Annotated in this window: 19 protein-coding genes; 7 read left to right on the top strand and 12 right to left on the bottom strand. The window is 61.4% G+C overall.

What is annotated here, in order from left to right:
• Positions 1-132: 132 nt before the first annotated feature.
• Positions 133-1,719, bottom strand: a complete 1,587-nt coding sequence (locus AC4GYV_RS04460) for a hypothetical protein (protein WP_491099456.1) — start codon at positions 1,717-1,719, stop codon at positions 133-135.
• A 2-nt stretch (positions 1,720-1,721) separates the two neighbouring features.
• Positions 1,722-2,246: a protein-tyrosine phosphatase family protein gene (locus AC4GYV_RS04455; RefSeq protein WP_491099455.1), complete on the bottom strand. Its 525-nt coding sequence runs from the start codon at positions 2,244-2,246 to the stop codon at positions 1,722-1,724.
• A 168-nt stretch (positions 2,247-2,414) separates the two neighbouring features.
• Between AC4GYV_RS04455 and AC4GYV_RS04450 the strand changes: the two genes are divergently transcribed.
• The 6 genes from AC4GYV_RS04450 (at position 2,415) to AC4GYV_RS04425 (ending at position 12,799) form a co-directional block, all read left to right on the top strand.
• Entirely contained in the window at positions 2,415-3,209 is a 795-nt protein-coding gene (locus AC4GYV_RS04450) for a TIGR04290 family methyltransferase (RefSeq protein ID WP_491099454.1), read from the top strand.
• Entirely contained in the window at positions 3,206-4,123 is a 918-nt protein-coding gene (locus AC4GYV_RS04445; RefSeq protein WP_491099453.1) for a beta-xylosidase, read from the top strand. The genes AC4GYV_RS04450 and AC4GYV_RS04445 overlap by 4 nt, the downstream gene beginning before the upstream one ends.
• Positions 4,120-5,241 (top strand): inositol-3-phosphate synthase, encoded by a 1,122-nt coding sequence (locus AC4GYV_RS04440; RefSeq protein WP_491099452.1) that lies wholly within the window; start codon positions 4,120-4,122, stop codon positions 5,239-5,241. Before AC4GYV_RS04445 ends, AC4GYV_RS04440 begins: the two co-directional genes overlap by 4 nt.
• A gap of 121 nt (positions 5,242-5,362) precedes the next feature.
• Entirely contained in the window at positions 5,363-6,814 is a 1,452-nt protein-coding gene (locus tag AC4GYV_RS04435; RefSeq protein WP_491099451.1) for a GH1 family beta-glucosidase, read from the top strand.
• Positions 6,815-6,941: 127 nt separating this feature from the next.
• Positions 6,942-11,420 carry a glutamate synthase large subunit gene (gltB, locus tag AC4GYV_RS04430; protein ID WP_491099450.1) on the top strand — a complete coding sequence of 1,493 codons (4,479 nt, stop codon included), beginning with the start codon at positions 6,942-6,944 and terminating at the stop codon, positions 11,418-11,420.
• Positions 11,421-11,422: 2 nt separating this feature from the next.
• Positions 11,423-12,799, top strand: a complete 1,377-nt coding sequence (locus tag AC4GYV_RS04425) for a glutamate synthase subunit beta (protein ID WP_491099449.1) — start codon at positions 11,423-11,425, stop codon at positions 12,797-12,799.
• Between the two features lie 19 nt (positions 12,800-12,818).
• Here AC4GYV_RS04425 and AC4GYV_RS04420 read toward each other — a convergent pair whose 3' ends face one another.
• The 6 genes from AC4GYV_RS04420 to AC4GYV_RS04395 are packed head-to-tail and all read right to left on the bottom strand — an operon-like array spanning position 12,819 to position 19,548.
• Positions 12,819-14,396, bottom strand: a complete 1,578-nt coding sequence (locus AC4GYV_RS04420; protein WP_491099448.1) for a long-chain fatty acid--CoA ligase — start codon at positions 14,394-14,396, stop codon at positions 12,819-12,821.
• Between the two features lie 13 nt (positions 14,397-14,409).
• Positions 14,410-15,417, bottom strand: a complete 1,008-nt coding sequence (locus AC4GYV_RS04415; protein ID WP_491099447.1) for a YeiH family protein — start codon at positions 15,415-15,417, stop codon at positions 14,410-14,412.
• A complete protein-coding gene (locus AC4GYV_RS04410) occupies positions 15,414-16,661 on the bottom strand; it encodes an MFS transporter (RefSeq protein WP_491099446.1) in 1,248 nt (415 codons plus the stop codon). Before AC4GYV_RS04410 ends, AC4GYV_RS04415 begins: the two co-directional genes overlap by 4 nt.
• Positions 16,658-17,710, bottom strand: a complete 1,053-nt coding sequence (locus AC4GYV_RS04405; RefSeq protein ID WP_491099445.1) for a beta-keto acid cleavage family enzyme — start codon at positions 17,708-17,710, stop codon at positions 16,658-16,660. The genes AC4GYV_RS04410 and AC4GYV_RS04405 overlap by 4 nt, the downstream gene beginning before the upstream one ends.
• Before the next feature lie 12 nt (positions 17,711-17,722).
• Positions 17,723-18,571: a TauD/TfdA dioxygenase family protein gene (locus AC4GYV_RS04400; protein ID WP_491099444.1), complete on the bottom strand. Its 849-nt coding sequence runs from the start codon at positions 18,569-18,571 to the stop codon at positions 17,723-17,725.
• A complete protein-coding gene (locus AC4GYV_RS04395) occupies positions 18,571-19,548 on the bottom strand; it encodes a quinone oxidoreductase family protein (protein WP_491099443.1) in 978 nt (325 codons plus the stop codon). Before AC4GYV_RS04395 ends, AC4GYV_RS04400 begins: the two co-directional genes overlap by 1 nt.
• Before the next feature lie 105 nt (positions 19,549-19,653).
• Between AC4GYV_RS04395 and AC4GYV_RS04390 the strand changes: the two genes are divergently transcribed.
• Complete coding sequence (locus tag AC4GYV_RS04390; protein WP_491099442.1) at positions 19,654-20,670, top strand: AraC family transcriptional regulator; 1,017 nt, start codon at positions 19,654-19,656, stop codon at positions 20,668-20,670.
• A 66-nt stretch (positions 20,671-20,736) separates the two neighbouring features.
• On the opposite strand, the gene AC4GYV_RS04385 is transcribed toward AC4GYV_RS04390, so the two are convergent.
• From AC4GYV_RS04385 to AC4GYV_RS04370, 4 genes are all read right to left on the bottom strand, one after another.
• Positions 20,737-23,238, bottom strand: coding sequence for a TonB-dependent receptor (locus AC4GYV_RS04385; protein ID WP_491099441.1), 2,502 nt, complete (start codon positions 23,236-23,238; stop codon positions 20,737-20,739).
• A gap of 113 nt (positions 23,239-23,351) precedes the next feature.
• Complete coding sequence (locus AC4GYV_RS04380) at positions 23,352-24,608, bottom strand: S8 family peptidase (RefSeq protein ID WP_491099440.1); 1,257 nt, start codon at positions 24,606-24,608, stop codon at positions 23,352-23,354.
• Positions 24,605-25,240 (bottom strand): zf-HC2 domain-containing protein, encoded by a 636-nt coding sequence (locus AC4GYV_RS04375; RefSeq protein WP_491099439.1) that lies wholly within the window; start codon positions 25,238-25,240, stop codon positions 24,605-24,607. Before AC4GYV_RS04375 ends, AC4GYV_RS04380 begins: the two co-directional genes overlap by 4 nt.
• 13 nt (positions 25,241-25,253) lie before the next feature.
• Positions 25,254-25,787, bottom strand: coding sequence for an RNA polymerase sigma factor (locus tag AC4GYV_RS04370; protein ID WP_491099438.1), 534 nt, complete (start codon positions 25,785-25,787; stop codon positions 25,254-25,256).
• Positions 25,788-25,844 lie beyond the last annotated feature (57 nt).

Here is a 25,844-nt window from a genome sequence, read left to right as displayed (position 1 = left end):
AATTGATCCTGTTTTACGAAATAACTGTTGTATTTACTTCAAACTGATCCATGTTAGTTAAGTATTGTCGATGCTTCTTCTTCATCAACCAAAGTAAAGCAGCTTTGTTCCCGACCCGGTTCGTTACATATATCAATCAACCGAGGATTCCTGCCGAGTAGAACAGCAGTAATCATTGTTCAGCAGGGGGAGTAATGCTGTTTTGTACCGAAGCACGCGACTTTCATTTGCAGCGAGCTTGGCCTCGCCAAGGCGAAAGCAGCAGTAAGCGATGCGATAGAAGTCGAGCAGTTCACGATCGATCTGGCGGCCGGCGGCATGCTCGGTTGCTTCGGCCAGCCGCTCGGTTTCCAGTGTCGTCAGCTCGAACTCGACGACGGCACCCGAGACGTCCCAAGCGATGTCCTGGCAACCGATCAGGTCGTGAGCGCAATGGTGATCGAGCGCGTCGCTCTTCAGCAACGGGCCATCGGGCAGGCGAAGCCATTCCTGGCGGTCCAGACGATTGTCGGTGCGAACGCGAACAATGCGGCGTGAGAGTGCATCAAGCTTGGGTTTCCAGGCGTCGAGCGCGGCTGATGCCTCCTCACCAAAAGCCAGCGACAGGTTACGCGCGCACATCTCTAGCAACAGGCGAAGGTCGGCCCCATCGCGAGCGCTTGCAGGAAACAACCGCGCGCGGGCGCCAAGATACGTCGATATTTCATCCATCGGCTTTGCGTCCGGCGCGAGCCCGCGCGCATCATTGCACCAGCGCTCAACGAGAAAGCCGTGAACCAGGTCGACCGGCTCGGAGACGAAGCCGGCACTGTGAAGCGCGCGCGCCATCGCAAGCTTGCGCTCGCCGATGGCTCCAAGTCCGGCGAATTCGATCAGAACGGGTTCGCCTTCGATCTTACCAAGGAATTTCGGGCGTTCGCCTGGAGATCCGGTCGAAAATTCCTCAAGTGGACTGAAGCGCTTGCGCAAGAAGCTCGCGTCGAGCTGTGCAGCAAGTCGCTGCGCCCGCCCCCAACGGCGACGATGCGCTGCGCTCGCCTTGGGGCCGAGATCGCCATCGTGGCTGGGGAGAAATGCAATCCGATCGAGCGGTACTCCCCGGGCCTCCAGCGCATCGGCCACCGCTCCGAACGAGCTTCCCGAGAGTCCCGGACCCTCGTCCACAATCACGTAATGAGCACCTGATTCGACCGCCTGAGGCAGTTCCACTTTCCGGTCGAAAGGGTCTCCGAAGGGACGAACCGTCAGTGGTAAGGGCGCATCCAACGCGGCGGCTACGATCGCTCCAAGCGTCGTTCCGATACTCCGGATTCCGATCACGCGCGGTGGACCGGACAAATGAAGCTTGCGAGCCGCTTCGATGTAGGCCTCCGGATAGACCGCGTAGAATGCGAAGCCTTCGGGCTCGCGGATGTTCACCTCACCAGGAAAGCTGTCCGAGGGCACCAGAGGCAGACTGCCGATCTCGGCATAATCGCTTTCCCATGAGCGCAGGACGGCCTCGGCGAGCGCATAAAGGAAGCCGCTCATCGCACCCGCTGGTACACCCGCATCAGCGACGCCCTGCAGCAATTGGCCGCCCTCGATGAGCGCACCGACGAGCTTTGCATGGCGAACAAGACCGGCTTGCATCGCAGCAACGCGCACCAGCTGTTCGCTTAGAGCGGCCAGCCGTTTCCCTGGATCTACCGTCTCAACACGGTCGCCATAGACGAGCACGCTCAGCCGTTCTCAAGATGGCGGTAAGCGACGCAGCCGAACGCGTGATAGTCCGGTGCCGCAACGCCACGCGCCGCCAGCCAGGCGGCCCAGCCCTCATATTGCGACCGGCTCGGCGACACAGCTTCTCTCGCATCCTTCGCTCGAAGCAATGCATCGAGCGGATCCCATCCCTGGTCAACCATCGCGCACAGCGCCAAAAGAGGTGAGCGCCCGATCCCGTGCTGGCAATGGATCAGCACCTTCTCGCCTCGGCGAACGCGCTCCGAAACAAATGCCACTCCCTCGTCGAGCATCGCCGCGCTCGCCGGCTCGAGATCGGGAGTCGGGAGGTGAAGCATCTCAATGCCGGCTTCACGCAAAGCGCGCTCTTCGTCGCGATCCTCTTCGCGAAGGTCGACGACGGCAGCAATTCCATGCTGCTGCGCCAGAGACGCGGCCTGCTCCATCGGGAAGCAGGCTCCCACGGCAATATGCTCGGTGATCCAATGAAAGTCCGGAACATCGTGGATTTCGTCGACGCTCACAGCATCTTCTTCTTCATCAACGCTATCATATGTTAGTATTACGCTCGGTTTTACTGTTGTTTTGCCGAATATTACTGTTGTTTGGGTCCTAGTTTATGGAACAACAAAGCTTCACAACTGTTCCGCGCATCATATGATCTTTCATTCCCAGCCCGAACCGATCGGCAGATGAGCGCAGCAGAAGCAAAGCTGCGGGCGGTGCCCCGTGACGACCTAGAGGGCCGCATCGCAGCGCTCGGACCGTGGTTCCACAACATCGATCTGGATGGCGTCTGGACCGCGCCGGATCATTTCCTCGGGGATTATCCTGGCGCGAAGTTCCGGCGTTTCGCACCGCACCTGCCTGCGGATCTTTCGGGCAAGAGCGTGCTCGATATCGGCTGCAACGCCGGCTTCTATTCAATCGAGATGAAGCGCCGCGGAGCCGAGCGCGTCCTCGGGATCGACAGCGACGACCGCTATCTCGCTCAGGCGCAGCTCGCGAGCGAGACCTTGGGCTTTGAGGACATCGAATTTGCGAAGCTGGACGTCTACGACGTGGGTGCGATCGGCGAGCGTTTCGACCTCGTGATCTTCATGGGGGTGCTCTACCACCTGCGTCATCCTCTCCTCGCGCTCGACCTCATTCGCGAACATGTTGCGGGCGACATGCTGCTGTTCCAATCGATGCAGCGAGGCTCGAAAAACGTCCTTCCGCTGGAGCATGATTATGAATTCAAGGAGAGCGATCTGTTCTTCGAGAGCGGCTATCCCAAGCTGCACTTTGTCGAGAATTGCTATTCAGGCGACTGGACCAACTGGTGGGTGCCGAACCGCGCCTGCACCGAGGCCATGCTTCGTTCGGCCGGCTTCGCCATCGACCAGCAGATCGAAGAGGAAGTCTACCTTTGCAGCATAGCTGATCGGCCATTTGCAAAGCACGGACCGGCGGTCGTCTATCCGGCCAGGGAGCCGCGCTCATGATCGAAGCGGCGATGATCTGGAACGAGCCCAACAACAAGTCGCACTGGGATCCGGAGATCGACCCTGAATGGTCAATGTTCGCCGACATGGCGATCCAGGCATCCGACGCCATTCATGCCGCCAATCCCGATGTGAAGCGCGTGCTTGGCGGCATGTCGCCGATCGACCCCTTTTGGGTAGAGCGGATGAAGAACAACGGCGTCATCGATGCCGTCGATGTCGTCGCGCTGCACGGCTTTCCGCTCGACTGGAACCTTTGGCCTATCAGCGAATGGCCCCAGCGCATCGCGGATATCGAAGCGGTGATCCCCGGCAAGGAGCTGTGGGTGACCGAGGTCGGCGTCGGCAGCTTCGGCGCCGAGGAAGTGCAGCAGCTCGGTGTCAACCGGACCGCTGAGTTGCTGCTCGGCCGAGTGCCGCGCGTGTTCTGGTATTCGTTGTTCGACCTGCCGCGCACGTGGGAAGCGACGACGCGGCACAAGGAGGCCGAAGGCTCTTCCTACTACCGCCACTTCTACATGGGCCTGATTAAGGAGGACGGCACGCCCAAACTCGGGCTCGAAGAATTCCGCAAATACACGCCCGAGATGGGCATCATGCAGTGGTTCCACTGGCATGATCACCGGCTCGACGACGCAGTGCGCTGGCTGAAGGACCTCGGGGTCACGCACCTGCGCACCGGCCTGTCTTGGTGGGACAGCTATCGCGAAGGCTGGGAGGATTGGTTCGACCAGCAGATGGAAGCGCTTGAGCCGTTCAATACCACCGTCACTTTCTGCTTCACGCCTGACCACCTCGGCATCCAGCCGCACCACACCAGCCCGCCGCGAGATCCGGCGATGTTCGCCGATTTCTGCGGGCGCATGATCGAGCGTTACGCGCCCCGGTCCTCACTGAGAGTCGCCGCCGAATGAGCCTTCACGATCCCAAGCGCACAGACATCAACGTTGCCATAGTCGGCGTCGGCAATTGCGCGAGTTCGCTGGTTCAGGGGATCGCACATTATTCCAACGGCGGCGCGAACGAGCAGATCGGTCTCTCGCACTGGAACCTGGGCGGGTATCGTCCCAAGGACCTCAAGATCGTTGCTGCCTGGGACATCGACCGACGCAAGGTCGGCCGTGACGTTTCGGAGGCGATCTTCGCGAAGCCGAACTGCACCGCGGTCTTCTGCGATCATGTTCAGGACACTGGCACGAAGGTGCGCATGGGCGCGGTGCTGGACGGCATCGCCGCGCATATGGTCGATTTCGACGATGATCGGACATTCCTGCTTGCGGACGGCGAGACCGAGCCGACTAAGGACGAGGTCGTCCAGGTTCTGCGCGACACGAACACCGACGTGATGGTGAACTACCTTCCCGTTGGCTCGCAGGAAGCTACGGAATTCTACGCCGAATGCGCGCTCGAAGCGCGGGTGGCGTTCGTCAATTGCATGCCCGTCTTCATCGGCAGCGACGAAACATGGGCCAGGCGGTTCGAGGAAGCAGGCGTGCCGATCATTGGCGACGACATCAAGGCCCAGCTCGGGGCGACCATCGTCCACCGGGTACTCACCGACCTTTTCAAGAAGCGCGGCGTGAAGCTCGACCGTACGTATCAGCTGAACACCGGCGGAAACACCGACTTCCTAAACATGCTCGAGCGCTCGCGACTGGCGTCGAAGAAGATCAGCAAGACCGAAGCCGTTCAATCCGTCGCCGAGCACCGGCTCGATCCCGAGAACATCCACGTCGGACCGAGCGACTATGTGGCCTGGCAGAACGACAACAAGATCTGCTTCCTGCGTATGGAGGGCCAGCTGTTCGGCGGCGTGCCGATGAACATCGAGCTGCGTCTGTCGGTGGAGGACTCGCCTAATAGCGCGGGCGTCGCGATCGACCTCATCCGCTGTGCACGGGTCGCCAAGGATCGCGGCCTAGCCGGCCCGATCCACGCCGCTGCGTCGGCGTTCTGCAAGCACCCCCCCCGACAAATGCCGGACGATCAGGCGTGGGCGCATCTGGAACGCTTCATTGATGGCGTCGCCTAGGCTCATTTTCAGGGACAGTTCCCCAAGCGGAAATCCCAACATCAGGGCTAATCCGGACGATAGGCCATGGCATAATCGTTGAAGACGTGCTGCAAATGCTCCCGAAATAGAGTTGCGAGCTATGCAGGAGGCGCACGTGGGGGGAAAGTTCAATCGGCGTGATTTTGGGAAGGCGCTGGGAAGCGCTGGTGCGATCGCCGCGGTTGCGCGGTCGAGTGCGGCCGCTGCCGTCGAGCGGAAGAACCTAGCTTTCCCGCAAGGCTTCCTGTGGGGCTGCGCGACCGCCGCATATCAGATCGAAGGCGCGGTCAAGGAAGACGGCCGCGGTCCCACGAACTGGGACGTTTTTTCACACACGCCGGGAAAGACGTTCAATGGCGATACCGGCGACGTCGCGGACGACAGCTATCACCGCTATGCCGAAGACACGCAGCTGCTGAAGAACCTTGGCGTGCGCACTTATCGGATGTCGCTCGCCTGGTCGCGGATATTTCCCGAAGGGCGCGGAAAGCCGAACCCCAAGGGTGTCGACCATTACAATCGCGTCGTCGACAACCTGCTCGAGAACGGCATCCAGCCCTACATCACGATGTTCCACTGGGACCTGCCGACCGCGCTTCCTGGGGGTTGGCAGAACCGCGATACGTCATACGCTTTCGCCGAGTACGCCGGCTACATGGCGGGGCAGCTGTCCGACCGCGTGAAGAACATCATGACGGTCAACGAGCTGCGCTGCTTCACCGATCTCGGCCACCAGGTCGGAATCCATGCGCCGGGCCTGAAGCTGCCGCCCGCGGAGGTGAACCAAGTTCGACACCACGGCACGCTCGCGCATGGCCTCGCTGTTCAGGCGATCCGCGCTCACGCGAAGCCGGGCACCAAAGTGGGTATCGCCGACAATACCACCTTCTATGTGCCGGTGATCGAAACGCCAGAGCATATCGCGGCTGCGAAGAAAGCGACGCGGGAGATGAACGCGATGTTCCTCACCGCGATCATGGAAGGCCGCTACATCGACGAATATCTGACGCAGGAAGGCGCCAACGCACCTAAGGTGAAGGCCGGCGACATGGCGGCGATCGGCAGTCCGCTCGATTTTGTGGCTCTCAATATCTACACGCCCGAGTGGGTCCGCGCCGACAATTCGCCGAAGGGCTATGCGACGATCCCTCACATCGGGTCTTCGCCGCGCATGGCCTCGCCATGGCTCATCGTCGGGCCGGAAGTCGCTTACTGGGGCATCCGGCAAGTCAGCGAATTGTGGAAGCCGAGCGTGCTCTACATCTCGGAAAATGGCGCGTCCGCCGACGACCCAGTCCAAAACGGGCGGATCGATGACGCAGATCGCGTCATGTACTTGCGGAACTACATCACGCAGCTGCAGCGCGCGACGGCGGAAGGCTATCCGCTCAAAGGCTATTTCCTCTGGAGCCTCATGGACAATTTCGAATGGGCCGACGGCTACAGCAAGCGCTTCGGCATCCACTACGTGGATTTCAAAACGCAGAAGCGCATTCCTAAGCTGAGTGCCGCTTGGTACAAAGAGGTCATCGCCAGGAACGCGGTCGTCTGACGCGAGATCGACGGCAGTACGTTACTCTGGCGTGACGACTTCCTCGACAACCCCGATTTTGCACTTGCACACAAGCTGAGAACACAGCAGTTTTGTTGCACCGCAACAAAGAATCGGGGTGCCGCTGATGACGAGCCCGGCCCGGCAGGGTCTCTACGATCCACGTCACGAACGTGACAGCTGCGGCATGGGCTTCGTCGCCCACGTTAAGGGCGCTCGGTCCAACGACATCATCGCCAAGGGCCTGCAAATCCTTTCAAACCTCGATCACCGAGGGGGAGTCGGGGCGGATCCGACGGTCGGCGATGGCGCCGGATGCCTGATCCAGATTCCAGATGCGCTAATCCGTAGCTGGGCCGACGAGCAGAGGATCACTTTACCGGCGCCTGGTAACTACGCGGTCGCAATGTGCTTCCTGCCGCGAGATGCAGAGAGCCGCGCAGCTGCCCAGGACCGGCTCGAACATTTCGTGCGCATTGAGGGACAGCAGTTCATCGGCTGGCGCGACGTTCCAGTGGACGTTTCCGGTCTCGGCGCCGCAGTCGTCGATTCAGCGCCCGTCGTCCGCCAGGCCATCGTCGGGCGCGCTCCGAATGTCCGCGATCAGGATGCGTTCGAGCGCAAGCTTCTCACCATCCGCAAGCAGACTCAAAACCCGCTCGAAAAGCTGGCGGAGAAAAAACAGCTTCCCGGCCTCACCGCCTTCTACATTCCGTCGTTTTCGAGCCGCACGCTCGTCTACAAAGGCATGCTCCTGCCGCATCAGCTGGGCAGCTTCTATTCGGATCTAACCAATCCATTGACCACTTCGGCGTTGGCGATGGTTCACCAGCGCTTTTCGACCAACACCTTCCCGAGCTGGCGGCTAGCGCACCCGTACCGATTCATCGCACATAACGGCGAGATCAACACGGTTCGCGGCAATGTGAATTGGCTGAACGCTCGCCGCCGCACGCTGGAATCGCCGCTGATCGGTGCGGATCTCGACAAGATGTGGCCGATCATTCCTTACGGTCAGTCGGACACGGCATGCCTCGACAATGCGCTCGAGCTGCTCATTGCCGGCGGGTATCCGCTGGCGCACGCGATGATGTTGCTGATCCCAGAAGCTTGGGCCGGCAACGTCGAGATGGATGCGGCGCGGCGTGCTTTCTACGAATATCACGCTGCACTGATGGAGCCTTGGGACGGGCCGGCCGCGATCGCGTTCACCGATGGACGGCAAATTGGTGCGACGCTCGATCGTAATGGGCTCAGACCAGCGCGCTACTGCATTACCGACGACGATCTTGTCGTGATGGCGTCTGAGTCAGGCGTCCTTCCCATTCCCGAAGAGAAGATCGTCAAGAAGTGGCGTCTCCAACCGGGCAAGATGCTGCTTATCGATCTAGAGCTCGGCCGCATCGTCGATGACGAGGAGGTGAAGGGTGAGCTCGCGAATGCGGAGCCATATGCCGATTGGCTTCGCGAGACGCAGTTTAATCTCAGGAACCTGCCGGCGGGCTCAGCAGATCCGCAACGTCTCGAGCCTGATGAGCTGCCGAAGCTCCAGCAAGCCTTTGGCTACACCGAAGAAGACCTGAAATTCTTCCTCTCACCGATGGCGAGCGACGGCGACGATCCGATCGGATCGATGGGAATGGACACGCCGATCGCGGTTCTCTCCGAGCGTCCGCGGCTGCTGTACGACTACTTCAAGCAGAACTTCGCGCAGGTCACGAACCCGCCGATCGATCCGATCCGCGAGAGCCTTGTGATGAGCCTTGTGTCGATGATCGGTCCAAGGCCGAATCTGCTCGATCGTCACGCGGGCACCCACAAGCGGCTGGAGGCGTCGCAGCCGATCCTCACCAACGAGGACGTCGAGAAGATCCGGTCGATCAGCGACCTGCTGGACGGAGCGTTCAAGACCGTCACGCTCGATGCCACGTGGCCGAGCGGCGGCGATGCGCAATCGCTCGAGGCTGCACTACAGCGGCTGTGCTGGGAAGCGACGGAGGCGGTGCTTGCCGACGTCAACGTCCTGATCCTGTCCGACCGAGCCGTTTCGAACGGGCGCATCCCCATTCCGGCTGCGCTTGCTGTCGGCGCGGTTCATCACCAGCTGATACGCCAAGGCCTTCGGATGCAGACCGGCCTGGTCGTGGAAACCGGTGAAGCGCGCGAGGTGCACCACATGTGCGTGCTCGCTGGTTTCGGGGCTGAGGCGATCAATCCGTGGCTCGCGTTTGACACGATCGAAGCGCTTGCTCCCGACCTTCCGGATTCGAGGACGAATTACGTAAAGGCGCTCACCAAGGGGCTGCTGAAGGTGATGTCCAAGATGGGCATCTCCACCTTCCAATCATATTGCGGGGCGCAGATCTTCGACTCGATCGGACTGTCCTCCTCTCTGGTCGACCGCTACTTCTTCGGCACGTCCAGCAGCATCGAAGGCATCGGACTCTCTGAACTGGCGGAGGAGTGCGCGAAGCGTCACCGCCTGGCCTATTCCACCGCTTCGGACCAGCTGAATGTCGGCGGTCAATGGGCGTATCGCACGGGCGGCGAATCCCACGCCTGGTCGCCCGAAAGCATTGCCAACTTGCAGCACAGCGTTCGCGGCAATCTGCCGCAAAAGTATCGGGCCTTCGCCGAGGAGATCAATTCGCGAGACCGGTTGCTGACGATCCGCGGATTGCTCGATCTGCGTGTCGCCGAGGCGCCTGTGCCGCTGGAGGACGTAGAGCCTGCGGCAGAGATCGTGCGCCGCTTCGCGACGGGCGCCATGAGCTTCGGTTCGATCAGCCGAGAAGCACACACGACCTTGGCTGCAGCGATGAACCAGATCGGAGGGCGATCGAACACTGGCGAAGGCGGCGAGGAACCCGACCGTTTTCAGCCGGGGCGCGACGGGATTTCGCTGCGCTCGGCAATCAAGCAAATCGCTTCCGGCCGTTTCGGCGTGACGACGGAATATCTCGTCAATGCGGACGAATTGCAGATCAAGATCGCGCAGGGTGCGAAGCCTGGCGAGGGTGGTCAGCTTCCTGGGCACAAGGTCGATACGGAAATCGCCGCCGTTCGTCACTCGACGCCGGGTGTCGGCCTGATCTCTCCGCCGCCGCACCACGACATCTATTCGATCGAGGACCTCGCGCAGCTCATCCACGACTTGCGGCACGTGAATCCGACTGCGCGCGTGTCGGTGAAGCTGGTGTCCGAAGTAGGCGTCGGAACCGTGGCCGCGGGGGTCGCCAAATGTACGGCCGACCACATCACGATTTCCGGCTTCGAGGGAGGCACAGGCGCCTCACCGCTGACCTCGCTCGCCCACGCCGGACTGCCATGGGAAATCGGCCTCGCAGAAACGCAGCAAACGCTCCTCCTGAACGGCCTCAGGGGCCGCGTGACCCTGCAGGCAGATGGCGGACTCAGGACAGGCCGAGACGTCGCCATTGCCGCTCTGTTGGGCGCTGACGAATTCGGTTTCGCCACAGCGCCTCTAATCGCGGCCGGATGCATCATGATGCGCAAGTGCCACCTGAACACCTGCCCAGTCGGGATTGCGACGCAGGATCCGGTGCTTCGTGCGCGCTTTACCGGTCAGCCTGAGCATGTGATCAACTACTTCTTCTATGTCGCCGAGGAATTGCGCGAGATCATGGCGCAGATCGGTGTTCGCCGCGTCGAGGAGATGATCGGCCGCGTCGACCTGCTCCGACCACGAGACGCGGCAGAACATTGGAAGACGGAGGGCGTCGACCTAGCGCGACTTCTGTATCAGCCGGAGGTCGCCGGCCCGCGCCGCGCAACCGAGCCCTGCAATAGACCTATCAGCGCCGGGGTGGACGAAGCGCTCATCGCTCAGCTCGAAAGGGGCGACGGGATCGTCGAGCAGGAAGTTACCAACGTCGACCGTTCCATAGGGACCCTCGTGTCTGGAGAGATCGCGCGCCGGTTCGGGCATGCGGGACTGCCAAACAGCAGCTTTCGCGCGCGCCTGACGGGAACGGCCGGGCAGAGCTTCGGCGCATTTCTAGCGAGGGGCGTGATGCTCGAGCTGGTCGGCGATGCCAACGACTACGTCGGCAAGGGTCTTTCCGGCGGCCGCTTGATCGTGCGCCCTCCTGAGCACGCTTTGCGCGAAGCAGCCGAGAACATCATCGCCGGCAATACGTGCCTGTACGGAGCGATCGAGGGCGAAGCCTTTTTCGGGGGTGTTGCCGGCGAACGTTTCGCAGTCAGGAACTCCGGCGCAGTTGCGGTCGTGGAAGGCGTCGGAGACCACGGCTGTGAATATATGACCGGGGGCATTGTCGTCGTTCTGGGCAGCGTCGGGCGCAATTTCGCGGCAGGCATGTCCGGCGGCATCGCTTACGTCTGGAATCCCGACGCGCTGCTGCCGAAGCAGTGCAACCTAGCGAGCGTTGCGATCGAGCAGGTGGAAGATCGAGAGCGGCTGCTCGAGCTTGTCCGGCGACATTTGGAGCTCACCAACAGCAAGCGCGCCGCGGCGCTCCTGGAAGATTGGCCGCGCGCCCTCTCGCAATTCGTTCAAGTCATGCCTCACGAATATCGGCGCGCTCTCGCCGAACTCGAGCGGGCCGAAACAAAGGCGGCCTGAACATGGTCAATCCAACGGGGTTCCTAACCATCGACCGCCGTGATCGTGGCTATCGCGACGTCTCGCAGCGAGTTCGCGATTGGCTCGATGTCGTCGAACCGCTCGGGGAAGGGGATGTCCGGATCCAGGCCGAACGGTGCATGGATTGCGGGGTGCCGTTCTGTCACTCCGGCTGTCCGGTCAACAACCTCATCCCGGACTGGAACGACCTTGCTGCGCGGGGAGAATGGAGCGCAGCGCTCGACCGTCTCCATGCCACGAACAACTTCCCTGAGTTCACCGGACGCGTCTGTCCCGCGCCATGCGAGGCTGCGTGTACCCTCAACATCGACGATGCGCCCGTCACGATCAAAACGATCGAATGCGAGATTGTTGATCGTGGTTTCCGCGAAGGCTGGGTTACGTCGCAGGTGGCGCCTCGCGGGACCGGAAAGAGGATCGCCATCGTCGGCTCGGGCCCGGCGGGCCTAGCCTGTGCGCAGCAACTGGCGCGCGCGGGCCACTCGCCGACCGTCTTCGAAAAGGCGGACAAGATCGGCGGCCTGCTCCGCTACGGCATCCCCGACTTCAAGCTCGACAAGGCACTTGTGGACCGCCGCATCGCGCAGATGGAAGCGGAAGGCGTAATCTTCCGGACCGGGATGGAGGTTGGCGTCTCGGTGCCGGTCGAGCGGCTTCTCGACGATTATCATCTGCTCGTGCTCGCAGGCGGAGCAGAGCAAGCGCGCGACCTCGATGTTCCAGGACGGGATCTTAGCGGAATTCATTTTGCAATGGATTTTCTCACCCAGGCGAACCGACGGATCGCGGGACTTCCCCAACAAGACGAGCCAATACTCGCGACAGGAAAGCACGTCATCGTGATCGGCGGAGGCGATACGGGCTCCGACTGCATTGGAACGGCCCACCGCCAGGGCGCGTCGTCCGTCACCCAGCTCGAGATCCTCCCGCAACCGCCGGTCAAGGAAGACAAGGGCTTGAGTTGGCCGCATTGGCCAATGAAGCTGCGCACTTCGTCATCGCAGGAAGAAGGCGGAGCGCGAGAATTTTCTGTCCTGACCACGGGTTTCCTAGGCGAAAATGGCCAGGTCACCGCGCTTCAGTGCCGCCGGGAGGATGCGATCCTCGAGCTCCAGGCGGATCTCGTCCTGCTCGCGATGGGCTTCACTGGCGCAGCGACGGGGGGCATCGCCGAACGAACCGGCGTCGAGCTCTCGGAACGCGGCACGGTCGAAACAGTCGAGCCGTATCGAACTTCCGATCCCCGCATCTTCACCTGCGGCGACATGCGCCGCGGGCAGTCGTTGGTAGTCTGGGCAATCCGCGAGGGTCGCGAATGCGCGAGTGCGGTAAATTTCAGCCTGAGAACCGCAGGCTGACAGAAAGGGACGGGGCCCGCTAATCGAAACGATAGCCCACATACGCCTCCCGCAGCGACTTTTTCGAGATCTTGCCCGTCGCGGTGTGGGGCAATTCGTCGACGAACTCGATCGCGTCCGGTTGCCACCACCGCGGGACGCGGGTTGCCAGATGGTCGCGGATCGACTGCTCGCAGGCGTTTGACCCGTTTGAGCGCACGATCAGCAACAGCGGCCGCTCGTCCCACTTCGGGTGCGGGATGCCGATAGCGGCTGCTTCTGCCACCCCTTCGCAGCCGACTGCTACGTTCTCCAGCTCGATCGAGCTGATCCACTCGCCGCCGGACTTGATCACATCCTTGGAGCGGTCGGTGATCTGAAGCGATCCGTCCGGATGGATGACGGCGATGTCTCCGGTGTCGAACCAGCCCTCGGCGCCAATGCAGTCTTCTTCCTGCTTGAAATAACGGCGAACTACCGAAAGGCCTCGCGTCTGCAGACGACCTGAGCTCTTGCCGTCTCGCGGAAGCTCCCTCCCCTCGTCGTCGACGATCCGAAGTTCGACGCCGAACAGCGCCCGCCCGGACCTGCAAGTGTAGGCGATCTGATCGTCATCACTCATGGAATCCCACTCTGGCGGGCGGACGCCGACCGTCCCCACTGGCGACAGCTCGGTCATGCCCCACAGATGATTGACCCGAACGCCACGATCGCGGAGCCATCGGATCGTCGCAGGCGGAGCGGCAGCGCCGCCGATGACCACCATCTCCAGGTGGCCGAGCGAAGCGCCGGTTCGTTCCACATGATCGATCATTCCGAGCCAAATAGTCGGCACGCCGGCCGAGTGCGTGACGCCCTCTTCGTTGAAGAGCCGGCAAAGGCGCTGAGGCTGGTTGTCCGCGCACAGCACCAGCTTGAACCCGGCGATTGCAGCCGCGTACGGAATGCACCAGCTGTTCGCGTGGAACATCGGGACCACCGGCAACATGACCGATCGAGCGGACGCATTGAACACGTCCGGAGCGATGACGGTCATCGCGTGAAGCACCGTTGAGCGATGCTCGTAGAGAACGCCTTTGGGGTCTCCGGTCGTGCCGCTGGTGTAGCAGAGCCCGCAGGGATCGCGCTCATCGCCTTCGGCCCAAGTGAAGTTGCCGTCCTCGCGTGAGAGCCAGACGTCGAACTCGCTGTCGAAGCAGACGTAAAGCTCGATCGTTTTCCAGGCCGGCTTCATGCGCTCGACGAGCGGCGCGAAGGCGGCGTCGTAAATCAAGACGCGGTCTTCCGCGTGGTTGACGATGTATTCCAGCTGGTCGTCGAAAAGTCGCGGATTGAGCGTATGCAGCACGGCTCCCGCGCCGACGACGCCGAACCAGGATACGAGGTGTCGATCATGGTTCATTGCCAAGGTCGCAACGCGATCGCCTGGACGAATGCCAAACCGCTGCAGCGCCTGCGCCAAGCGCCGCGCGTCATGCCCGACCTGCTTCCAGTTCGTCCGAACAGTCGTGCCATCGGCTCGGGCCGACACAATCTCACGCGTCGAATGCTCGCGCTCGGCATGATCCAGCAGCCGCGTCACACGAAGCGGCCAGTTCTGCATTGCGCCGAAGCTCATCCCCGTTCCCTCCTCAAACCCAATGTGCGCCGATCGCGACCAGTGCGATAGAAGCAACGAAGACTGTCTCGAAAACCATCAGGATGACCGGCCGCCAGCCCACCTCCGCGATGTCCCGGAGGCGTGTCTTTACTCCAAGTGCCGCGATCGCCGCGACAAGGCAGAAGCGCGAAGCCTCACTGCCTCCGTCGCGGATCAGCGCGGGAACTGGGATCAGGCTGTTGATCACGGCGAAGGCGGCGAAGAGCGCGGCGAACCAGGGCACGAGCGGCGGCCGCTCGGCGCCTTCAACCTTCGCATTGCGGGTCACCAGGCCCACCGAAAGTATGACCGGGAGCAGCATCAGAACCCGGGCTAGCTTGACGATCGTGGCTACCTGACCCGTCTCCGGAGAAACTGCGAAGCCGGCACCGACAACCTGGGCCACATCGTGAATGGTGGCGCCGAAGAAAATGCCGGCGTGAACGTGATCAAAGCCGAAGATCCGCGTGATAGCGGGGTAAGCGAGCATCGCGACGGTCGACAGGATCGAAACCCCCATCACCGTGAAGAGTGTCGCCTGCTCCTTCTTCGGATGATTGGGAAGCGCCGCGGACAGGGCCATGGCCGCGGAGGCGCCGCAGATCGCGGTTGCTCCGCCGGATAGCAATCCGAACTTCGGATCGAAGCCCATCCATTTGGCTGCTACGATCGACACGAGGATCGTAAGGCTAATCGCTGCAAGCACCAATAAGAGGGGCGGCCAACCGAGCGAGGCGATTTCGCCAAGCGTGATCTTGAGCCCCAGCAGGGCCACGCCGAGCCGAAGGACAAAGCTGCTGGTGAAGCGTATGCCCGGCTTGCAGCGGTCATTCTTGCCAATGAAGTTCAGTGCTAAGCCGAAGACCAGCGCGAACAACATGATGGGGCCGCTTGTAATCGTCGCCACCAGACCCGCGGCCGCCGCGATCAGGACGGACACAAGGGCCCCGGGGCCGACGTTTCCGAACGCCGCCCAGTTGCGCAACGTCAGGGCTTTCATGCTGCTTTGGCCGCCTCAAATTGCGTGTGCGTGCGATGCGCACCGAAGAGGAACACGGCTGCGGCGGCCATGCTTGCGAATGGGAGCCACTGCAGTGCTTCAAGGAGGCCGATTTGGTCAGCGAGCCACCCGGTCACGATCGGGCCTGGCGCGAGGCCGAGTGCATTGTTGGCTAGCGTGAGGACAGCGAATGCAGTGCCATGCAGAGCAGCGGGTGTCAGGCCTGCGACGATCGATCCGGCAGCACCGGCGGAGCTGGCGGCGAGGAACATGCCAACGCCAAGGAGCACAAGTTGGGTCGGCCCAGCACCGACACCGAAAGCGGTCGTGATTGCGAGTGCGCAGCCGAGGCAAAAGGATGCACTGAGCAAAGAGCGATGCGGCGCAGTCTTCACAAGCCGGTCGCTTAGAAAGCCGCAAATGATCATGCCCGCGCCGCCGAGGGCGAAGAACAAAGCAGCAAGGGACGTCGCCCGCTGCAGCGGCAGTTCATAATAACGAACGAAATAGGTCGGCAGCCAAGCAGGCAGGGCGCCGGCGACGAACAGCTGCAGGCCGCTTGCGACATAAGCGCATTTGAGCGTGCGCCCGGCAAACAGTGCTCCCAGGCTGGCGAAGGTTACCCTCTTTCGAGCCTCCGGAGGCTCCTCGGACAGTCTCGATTCGCGCACGATCAGCGGATAGGCCACGGCAAGAAGCAGTCCTGCGGCGCCGATCACGAGGAAGGCCATGCGCCAGCCTTGGGCCGCCGCCACTGCTCCGCCGATCGCAACGCCGAGCACCTGTCCGACGAGGCCGCCGGCCATGAACGCGCCGGTCAAGGTCGCGCGCATGCGCTCAGGGAAGACGCTGATGATGACGGCGATTCCGACGCTGCCATAAGCGGCCTCGCCGAGACCGACGAGGAGGCGTGCCGCGACCATCTGATCGTAGGTGCGGGCAAGGCCGCAGAGCACCGTCGCCAGGCTCCACAGCACCGCCATGATCGCGATGCTGCGGACTCGGCCCAAGCGATCCGCCAGGAGTGAGATTGGCACGGTGAGGACGCCGACCATCAGCGGCACCACACCGGATAGGAAGCCGAGCTGAGCGTCCGACAGCTGCCATTCCAACTTGAGCAGCGGAAAGACGGCGCTGAGCACCTGTCTCGCCATATAATCCGAGATCAGCAAGCCGAACGTGAGCGCGAACACCACCCAGGCGTAAGCGGTCACGTTCGGCCTAATGGCCGAGACCTTGTTCACGCGGCTTCACGCCTCGCGACGGCGGCAGGCTTGCGGTTAGGGAGCCAGCCGTTCTTCTCGAGCGTCTCATCGATGCTCGAGTAGAATGTGCCGATCTTGTAGATCTCGCGCGCCTGCTCAGCAGTCGCGACCGGACGCCATAGCTCGCTTGAGATCTTTACCATCTTCTCGATCTGCTGGACCGAAGTCGCACGCTCGCCCCGGCGGCCATACAGATTGTCTTCCTGGCCCACGCGCACATGGAGGCCCATGGCGATTCCCATAGTGCACAGCGGATAGACGTGGCGCATCAGGCCTTCGACCGTGAGCACGGCGTTCTGCGGAACGCGGTTGATGAACTCCATCAGGTTGCGCGGGTTGGGGCCGTCATGGCCGCCGCCGATGGAGACCCAGTTGAGGACGTAGGGACCCATATATTGACCTTGACGGACGATCCGCTCGACCGTCTCAAGATCCTTGATCGACCCGATCATGAAGTGCGGCTGGATGCCCGCAGCGACGAGACGCTTGAGGTGCTCCTTCACGAAGCCCGGGCCGCTCTCGTAATACATCTCCGTGTAGGCGTGCTTGTAATCAGGCTCGCCCATCGAGGTCCCGGCGGCATCCTCGTCGGTGATGAGTTCCATCACGTTCATCTGGTTGGTGTTGATCGCGATCGTCACCTGATCCGGCTTCGGATTGAGCTCGGCCAGCATGTGGCGCGTGTCATCGCTGAGCCACTTTGCCGCCTCACCTTCGTCCTTTGGAGCGAAGCTGATCGAGCCGCCAACCTGCAGGATCATCTTGGGCACCGCAGTGCGAAGCCGATCGAGCATCTCGTTGAACATCTCGAGGCGCTTCGAGCCCTTGCCGGTGTCCGGCTCGCGCACGTGGACATGTAGCAGGGTGGCGCCCGCGTTATAGCAATCGACGGCCTTTTGGACCTGCTCCGCCATCGTCAGCGGAATGTCGTCGGAATCTCTTGGAAAGAAGCTCGGCGCGTAAGGCGCAACCTGGATCACCAGTGGATCCTGGTTTTCGGGCAGCAGGCTATCGTCCATGAATTGCATGGCTCTTCTCCGTCAGTAAGGCTTGTCGCCGATGATGCCCGCGCGCTCCATTTTCCGGACGGCGGGCCAGTAATCCATCACCGCGTAATGCTGGGTGCAGCGGTTATCCCAGATCGCGATGCTATTCGGGCGCCAGCGCCAGCGGACCTGATATTCAGGGATGGTCGCGCGAGCGATCAGCGCATTGAGCAGCTGCGAGGCGCCAGGCGAATAATCCTCCCCGTAACGCACATTCTCGGAGGTGTGAAAGTTGGTGAAGTGGGTCGTGAAGCTGTTGACGAACAACACCTTCTCACCCGTCTCCGGGTGGGTCCTGACGACCGGGTGCTCGGCGTCGGGAAACTGGTCCTTCAGGCCGTGACGCTTCTCAACCGGCATCCGCGCGCCGAAGGTCGCTTCGATCGAATGGCGCGCATAAAGTCCGTCGACCTTCTGCTTCGTGTTCTCAGGCAGCTCTTCGTACGCCTTCACCATGTCGACCCACACGGTGTCCCCACCGACCGGCGGGCACTCAAGGCAGCGCAGAACCGCCCCCATCGGCGGCTTTTCCCGCCAGGTCGCATCGCAATGCCAGGCGTTCTCGTAATAATCCGGCGGTGAATTGAGGTCCTTGTAGATGCGGACCAGCCCCGGATGGTCGGGATCGCTTCCTGCGACCGGGTGATCCTCGAGCTGACCGAAGCGCTCCGCGAACGCTACATGGTCGGCCTTGCTGATGAGCTGATCACGCAGGAACAGCACCTTGTGCTTCAGCAGCGCGTCCTTCATCGCACCGAATAGATCATCGTTCGAAGTCGCCTCGGCGAGATCGATGCCGACCAGCTCGGCGCCGATGTTCGTTGTGAGCTTTTCGACGCGCATCAGATGACGAAGATCGAAGAGCCGGTTGTCTTGCCGGCCTCGATGTCCCTGTGCGCTTGGACGGCGTCATCCAACTCGTAGCGCTGATTGATCTCGATCTTAATCCGCCCGTCCGCGACATGCGCGAACAAGGCGTTAGCTAGCTCGGCGCGCTCGGCTGGATCGGCGATGTAGTCGGCCAGCGCCGGGCGAGTGAAATAGACCGATCCCTGAATCGCAAGCTGCAGCGCATCGATCGGCGGAAACGGTCCTGACGCCGTTCCGCATCCGACCAGCACACCCCTCCGCTTCAGCGATTTAAGCGATGCTTCGAATGTGTCCTTGCCGACCGTATCGAAGACGGTCGTGACGCCTTCGCCATCAGTCAGCTCGCGAACGCGCGTCACCACATCCTCATTGCGGTAGAGGATGACCTCATCACAGCCATGCGCCTTCGCGACCGCGGCCTTTTGTTCAGTGGAAACGGTGCCGATGACGCGCAGTCCCAGGAGCTTCGCCCACTGGACCGCGATCAATCCAACACCGCCAGCAGCTGCGTGGAGCAGGATGGTGTCGCCCGCCTTCATCCACGGGTTGGTCTTGAGCAGCCAGTAAGCCGCGCTCAGGCCCCGCATCGTCATCGCTGCTGCAGTTTGATGATCAATGTCGACCGGCAGCTTGATGAGCGAATTCGCCGGCATCAAACGTTCAGTCGAATAGGCGCCCAATGGGCTGCCGGTATAGGTGACGCGGTCTCCGACGGCCCAGCCGTTGACGTTCGGACCCACGGCTTCGATTACACCGGACGCCTCGACACCCATGCCGTTGGGAAGCGGAACCGGGTAGTAGCCTTGACGGAAGTAAGTGTCGGCAAAGTTAATGCCCACGGCGGCATGCCGAACGCGCACCTGGCCTTCGCCGGGATCCCCCACCCCGATTTGCTCGACGCGAAGGACCTCAGGTCCACCCGCCTCATAAAAACGAACGACTTTTGCCACGGACATTCCCGATTGAAATTCGGGCTGCGCACTATCATTCGGGAACCACCACGATTATCGAGATCGCGACAATCGCTGGTCGCTTGACGACATTACGGGGACGCGATGGAGCTTGTTCGAGCCGCTGCGCTGACCGGCTATTTCGAGGTCGCCGCCGAGTTGCGCCTCGACGTCGTTCCGCTGCTCAGAAAAGCCGGTCTCACGCGCTCGATGATGAGCAATGCCGAACAGATGCTTCCCGCAGTGCCCGTTTTCACCTTGCTCGAAGACAGCGCGCAAGCATCGGGTTGCTCGACGTTCGGCCTGATGATGGCGGACCGCAGAAGGCTTTCCGACATCGGATTGATGAGCCTGCTGATCGTCCACCAGCCGACGCTTCGGGACGCGGTGGGAATTGTCGCGGAATACCGCAATCGCATCAATTCGAACCTGACGCTCCAGCTCGAGGAGCATGAGCAGGTCGTCTTCCTGCGGGAGCACATAGCGCTGAACACGCCGATGATTTGTCGCCAGGTCAGCGATCTCGCGCTTGGCGTTCTCTACAAGATGTGCCGATCGATCATGCCGGAGCGCTGGCGGCCCCAATCCGTCTGTTTCAGCTACGAGAGGCCGCCGCCTTCGGACCGCGCGATTTTTGATCGATTGTTCGACTGCCCAATGCAGTTTGGATCGGACTTCGACGGCATAGTAATCGAGCGTGAAGACTTGGAGCGCCCCCTGCCCCGCGCCGATGAAGCATTAGCGTCACATGCGCGCGAGCTAATCAGCGCCGTGATAGATCCTGGCCACCGCACCATCACTGAGGAAGTGGAGCAGTCGATCCGGCTGCTTATGCCGAGTGGTCGGGCGACCGTGGGCGAAGTTGCGCATTCGCTCGGCTCGAACGTGCGCACATTGCAACGACGGCTGGAGGAGGAAGGTGCAAGCTTCAGCGATCTTCTGGATCGCATGCGAATGCAGCAGGTCGCGCAGCATTTCGGGAACCGACAGCTAAGGCTGACCGACGTCGCCCACCTCTTGGGCTATTCGGAATTGGCGTCCTTCAGCGCCTGGTATCGCTCGCGTTTCAACGAGACGCCGAGCCAGGGTCGCCGCAATTTGCGGGAAACCAAAGTTCCCTGAAAGACGAGAGCCCCGGCGCAACAGGGACCTACGTTACGCCGGGGCTCTCTACCTTCGTTACTGCCCCTAGTAACGGAAGGTTAGTGATGCTCCGACGGTACGTGGATCGCCGCGCTGACGCCGGACGGCGGTGCTGCCCGGGAAGATGCCGTTCCTGAGAAGCAGGGACGAATCCAGCGGCTGGTACAGGTTCGCGACACCGAACTGCTTATTGAGCAGGTTGTTGCCGAAGAGGGACGCCGTCCACCGGTTGTTCGGGCTGCTGACGGACAGTCGAGCACCAAGAAGCGCATATGCCGGCTCGATCGTCTGCGGGTTGGCATCCGTGATGATGCCCTCATATTGCTTCGTGAAGAAGCTTAGGTTGGAGGTCGCGTCCCAGGTCCAGCCGGTCGAGGCCAGATTGCCTTCCCAATCGAAGCCGACGCGCCCGCTCCAGCGGGGCGAGTTCGCAGCGGGCTGGCCACTCAAGTCCTGCGTTGCGCCCAGTCCAACGGCGTCGCAGACAGCCGGTATCGCACCGGCAGCATTCGGTGCACATCCGGGAAGCCCGGGCGCGTGCGGATAGTTGAGGAACTTCGAGTCCAGATAAGCGACGCTTGCGAAGACCGACAAGCCGCGCAGCGGCCGGACGACGCTGTCGAATTCAAAACCCTGCTGGCGAAGCTTTCCGGCATTGAGCACCGTGAAGCTGACGCCGTCGAAGGCCCGGTCCTGATAGCCGCTAATGTCCATCAAGTAGAAGTTCAGGTTCAAGGTTAGCTTGTGGTCAAGCCAACTCGTCTTCCAGCCAAACTCCCAGTCTTTCACGGTCTCGGGTTCGAAGACGCGCTTGGTCGAGACCAGATTGCCGGTTGCATCGAAGGTCGACAGGGGTTTGGCGCTGCCGCCGCTGTTATAACCACCAGACTTATAACCGGTGGAATAGCTTCCATAGATCAGCACGTCCTTCGTCGCTTGGTAGTTCAGGCCCAACCGGTACGTGAACTGACTCTGATCTAGGCGGGGAAATGTCAGCGCTTCCGGAGCGCGGAAAATGTTCGCGCCGATGAAAAAATTGGCTGCCTGCGAGTAAGTGCCTTGCTTCTTATCCTTGGTGTAGCGGCCGCCCAGCGTCGCGAAAAACTTGTCGTTCAGGTAGATGTTGCCCTGTGCATAACCGGCGTAGCTGTCGACCTTCTGGTAGACGTTCTGGTCGGTCGCATTCTTCAGCTGCCCCCCATTGGCGGTTAGCATTACGTTGCAGCCGTTACGAAGCGCAATGTATTGCGCCGTCAGCGGTGGGAACGCGACGTTGCAATATTGCGCGTTCATGTCGAAATTTTCGCCGAGATTATACTTCTCGCTGAAGTAATAGAGACCCGCGACCATATCGAAGTGGCCGTCGAACCAACTCCTGGTGGGCGAGATGAACTGGAGTTCGTGATTCTGGCTCTTCGAGGCGAAGTTGCCATGCCGTGATAGGACCTGCTGCGGCGAGAAGATCACGTCGCCGTCGAGCTGCGTGTTCTTCCAGTCCCGATAGGAATCGATCAGGCGAACGGTCGAACCGCCGCCGACGTCCCAAGACAGAGTACTGTTCAGGCCCCACTGCTTGTCGTGAAGGTTGGCAGTAACATACTGGTTGAAATTGCGGCCACCAAAGTTGAGTTCAGGACCGCCTGCAAGGATTCCCTGCATTCTTGTGAGCTGCGCTGCAGAGACTGAGTCCTCGTCAAACCCAAGCTTGGGAATTCCGTCTCCGGAAATCTTCGAATAATCTGCACGGAAGATCCAGTCGACCGGCCCAACTTTGGCGCGGAAGCTGCCGCGCAGGACCGTGTCGTCGGTACCGCCATAGGTCTTTCCGTCGAGTTTGTTGTGCCAGAAGCCCTGGAACGACTGATGCAGGCCGGCGAAGCGGAATGCGGCATTGTCACCGACCGGCACGTTGACGAAGCCGTCGACCTTGAAACGATTGTAATTACCAACCTCACCCGTGACGCGCGCGGCAGTGTCGTTGAGACGCGGAGCGACCGAATGGAGAGACAGTGCGCCAACGCTGGCGTTCCGTCCGAAAAGCGTACCCTGCGGGCCGCGCAAAACTTCGACGCTTTCAATATCGAGCAGCGAGCTCACGACCGCGCCCGCGCGCGGGACGTAAGCGCCGTCAACGAAGATGGCGACGCTCGGCTCGATCGTCGTATTGCCGATCGCGCCGATGCCGCGGATGTTCACACGCATGAACGAGGATTGGACGCTCTTCGTCGCCTGGTAGTTCGAAGCCAGCTTTCCGAGCTGCGCGATGTCCGTGACGTTCGACTTGGTCAACGTCGAACCGGAGAAGGCTGCAACTGAGATCGGTACCTTCTGGACATTCTCGGAGCGCTTCTGGGCGGTGATGACGATCGCAGTGTCGTTGCCGCTATTCGCCGCTGGTGCGCCTTCCTTCGATGGCGCGATGGCGGCCTTCTCGCTTTTCGCCGACGTCGACGGAGCGGCCTGCTGAGCCACCGCCGGAGCAGAAAGCAGGCACAAGGCCACGGACGCGGAACTTACGCACGCAAAATAGAGCTGACGATGAATCACCCTGAATTCCCTCCCCGGAAGCAGGGGGTGGACACTTAGGGATATTCACGTCGACATCTTGTCAGGGGGCGTCAGGAATTGTTGCATTAGCGTCAACGTTAGGAATTCTGCGATTACTCCGCGCGGGCAGTATCGGCCGCAGAGAGCTTGCACTTGCAGTCGCAGGAGCGCGCCGCACCGAACAAAGTTGCACAGGCGTCTACCGAGCCTGAACGGCTCCGGGCCAGAGCGAGCGATGCGCCCGAGCGCCGCTCGCGAACCAAGGCGACTAATCCGCTTACATGGGCAACCGAGTAGGATGTCCCGTTGACTAGGTACCATCGTCCTCCCGGCTGCGTCGTCGGGATGTCTCGCCCCGGTGCACCGTAAACGTTGGCGGGAAGGTTCGGCAAAGACTGGTCAGCGACCGCAATGACCCCGGGCATCGATGCAGGGAAGCCTCCCTTGGGCAGGGTGGGATCGAAGGCGGCGACGACCGTCGCTTTCCGGGCCAAAGCAATCGAGATCAACTTCGTCAGCAAGGGTCCCGGTGGACCGCTCAAGCTGAGGTTGATGACGCTGGCATTGTGGTCGATCGCATATTGCAGAGCTCGCGCGATGCTGAGGCTCTCGCACAAAGTCGGCGCAGTCGTCGCCGAATTGCCTTTGACCTGCCAGCAAGCGCGCAAAGCCATCAGCTGAGCGCCCGGAGCGATCCCTACGATACCGACGCCGTTATTAGGGCTCGCGCCGATAATTCCTGCCACTGCGGTGCCGTGCTGCTCAGCGCGCGCCGGAGCCGGGCTCAGGAAATTCTTGTCCGCGCTGAAGTGACCCGAAAGGTCCGGATGGTTCACCTCGACCTTGCTATCGATGATCGCAACGCTGACGCCCTTGCCGGTTGCGTAACGGTGCAAGTCCGCTAGCCGCCAGCGCACCGCTGCCGGCTCAATTGGGAATAAAGGGTCAGGGGAGCGGGCACCTCCGCCGCCCTGCGCCTGATAGACTTGCATGGGCTCCGACCAGGCAACCCGATTGTCTTTCGAGGCCCGCTGAACCGCATCATTGATCGACACACCGTCAGGCAATTGCATGACATAGCAATCGACACCGAGCAGCGGCATCGGCCAGCCATCCACCACGGTCAGGCCGTTGTTCTTCGCGACACTCTCCGCCGTCCGCCGTCGAGCCGCCAGGGACGCCGTGTCGCCGTATCGGCCACCGTAAGCTGCGCCTGGACGAAAGTGCTGTGGCGGCACTTTGAGCATGACGAGTATCTGCCGCGATGGCAGCGCTGAGGTGGACTGGTTTGCGATTACAGGCTCGAGCGCCAATGGGGCCGCGGTAACTGCCGCGGCCAACAAGTAGCGCAAGACGCGCCACGGCATCATGGGTGTGCAGCTCCGTCGATCGGCTCGGCGAGTGCGATCACCTCGTTGTCGCGCAGTTGCTTGAGCGCAAGCTCCCGCTTGGCCTGATCGACGCGGACGAGATAGGCGCCGGTGTCCGTCGGACCGTCAACAAGGCGAGCATTCACGTTCGCCAGCGCAACTTGCATCTCTTGCACTTGGGCTTTCGGCTCGAACTGCACAACGATGTTGGCTGTCTGGGCCATCCCTGCGGCACCAAGCGCGCGGTATTGCGGCTGAATTTGCTGAGTTGGATTCACGCCCACGAGAAGGAGAGCCACAGCGGCGGCCGCTGCGAATGGACTGGCGATTGCCCAGCCTACCGGCACCCTCTTTCGCCAAAGGCTCGAAGCCGGCCGAACTTGAGCAACGTCATCGCGCTCGATCCGGCGCTCCATCGCAGCCCAGCCGATGTCGGCGTTGAAAGGGAGGTTCGTTACCTCGCTTGCCAGCTGCCGCTCGGCTTCCAGTTCCACGCGGCATTCGGCGCATTCCGATAGGTGCGCCTCAACGCGCTGGACTTCGTCCGCCGCAAGGGTCCCGTTGACGAGCCAAGGCAACAGCTCCTGCACTTCATCGTGCGGACTGCCGTGCAGTCTAATGATCTCTGCCATCGAATTCTTGTCCTTAAATCCAATCCGCCAAGACACCGCCCAATTTCTTTCGGAGGTGCCGGCGCGCGTGAAACATGCGAGTCTTCACCGTGTCGACCGGACAATCGAGGATGACAGCAATCTCGCGGTATCCGAGCTCGTGGAAATACGTGAGATCCACGACTGCTCTGTGAGCCGGTGAGATCTCCGCCATCGCGTCCAGTAGCAGCCGGTGCACTCGTGCTTGCCTGGACGTCTCATCTGGACCCGCCTCCGGGCTTTCGCGCCGCTCTGCGTCCTTATCCTCGATCGCTTCGTCCTGCTTTCTCAGGCCCTTCATGGCTTTCCGGTAAGCAATCGAGAAGATCCAGGTCGAAAGCTTGCTTGCGCCATGAAAGCTGTCGGGCCTGGTCCAGACGACCATCATCGTGTCGTTCAATACTTCTTCGACAAGTGTCGGGCGCCTGATCAGTGTCTGCAGGAACCGGGTCAGGCGCGGGTGGTAAGAGCGATAGAGCTGCTCGAACGCGTCGCGATCGCCTACGCGCACCTTTGCTAGAAGCTGCACGTCGCTCTCAGCAGCAATCTTTTCGGGCTCCCTGCGGATGGGGCCCGAAGCTCTTTC

This window comes from Sphingomonas sp. SP4 (assembly GCF_058313375.1).
This window is presented reverse-complemented; position numbering and strand designations above follow the sequence as displayed.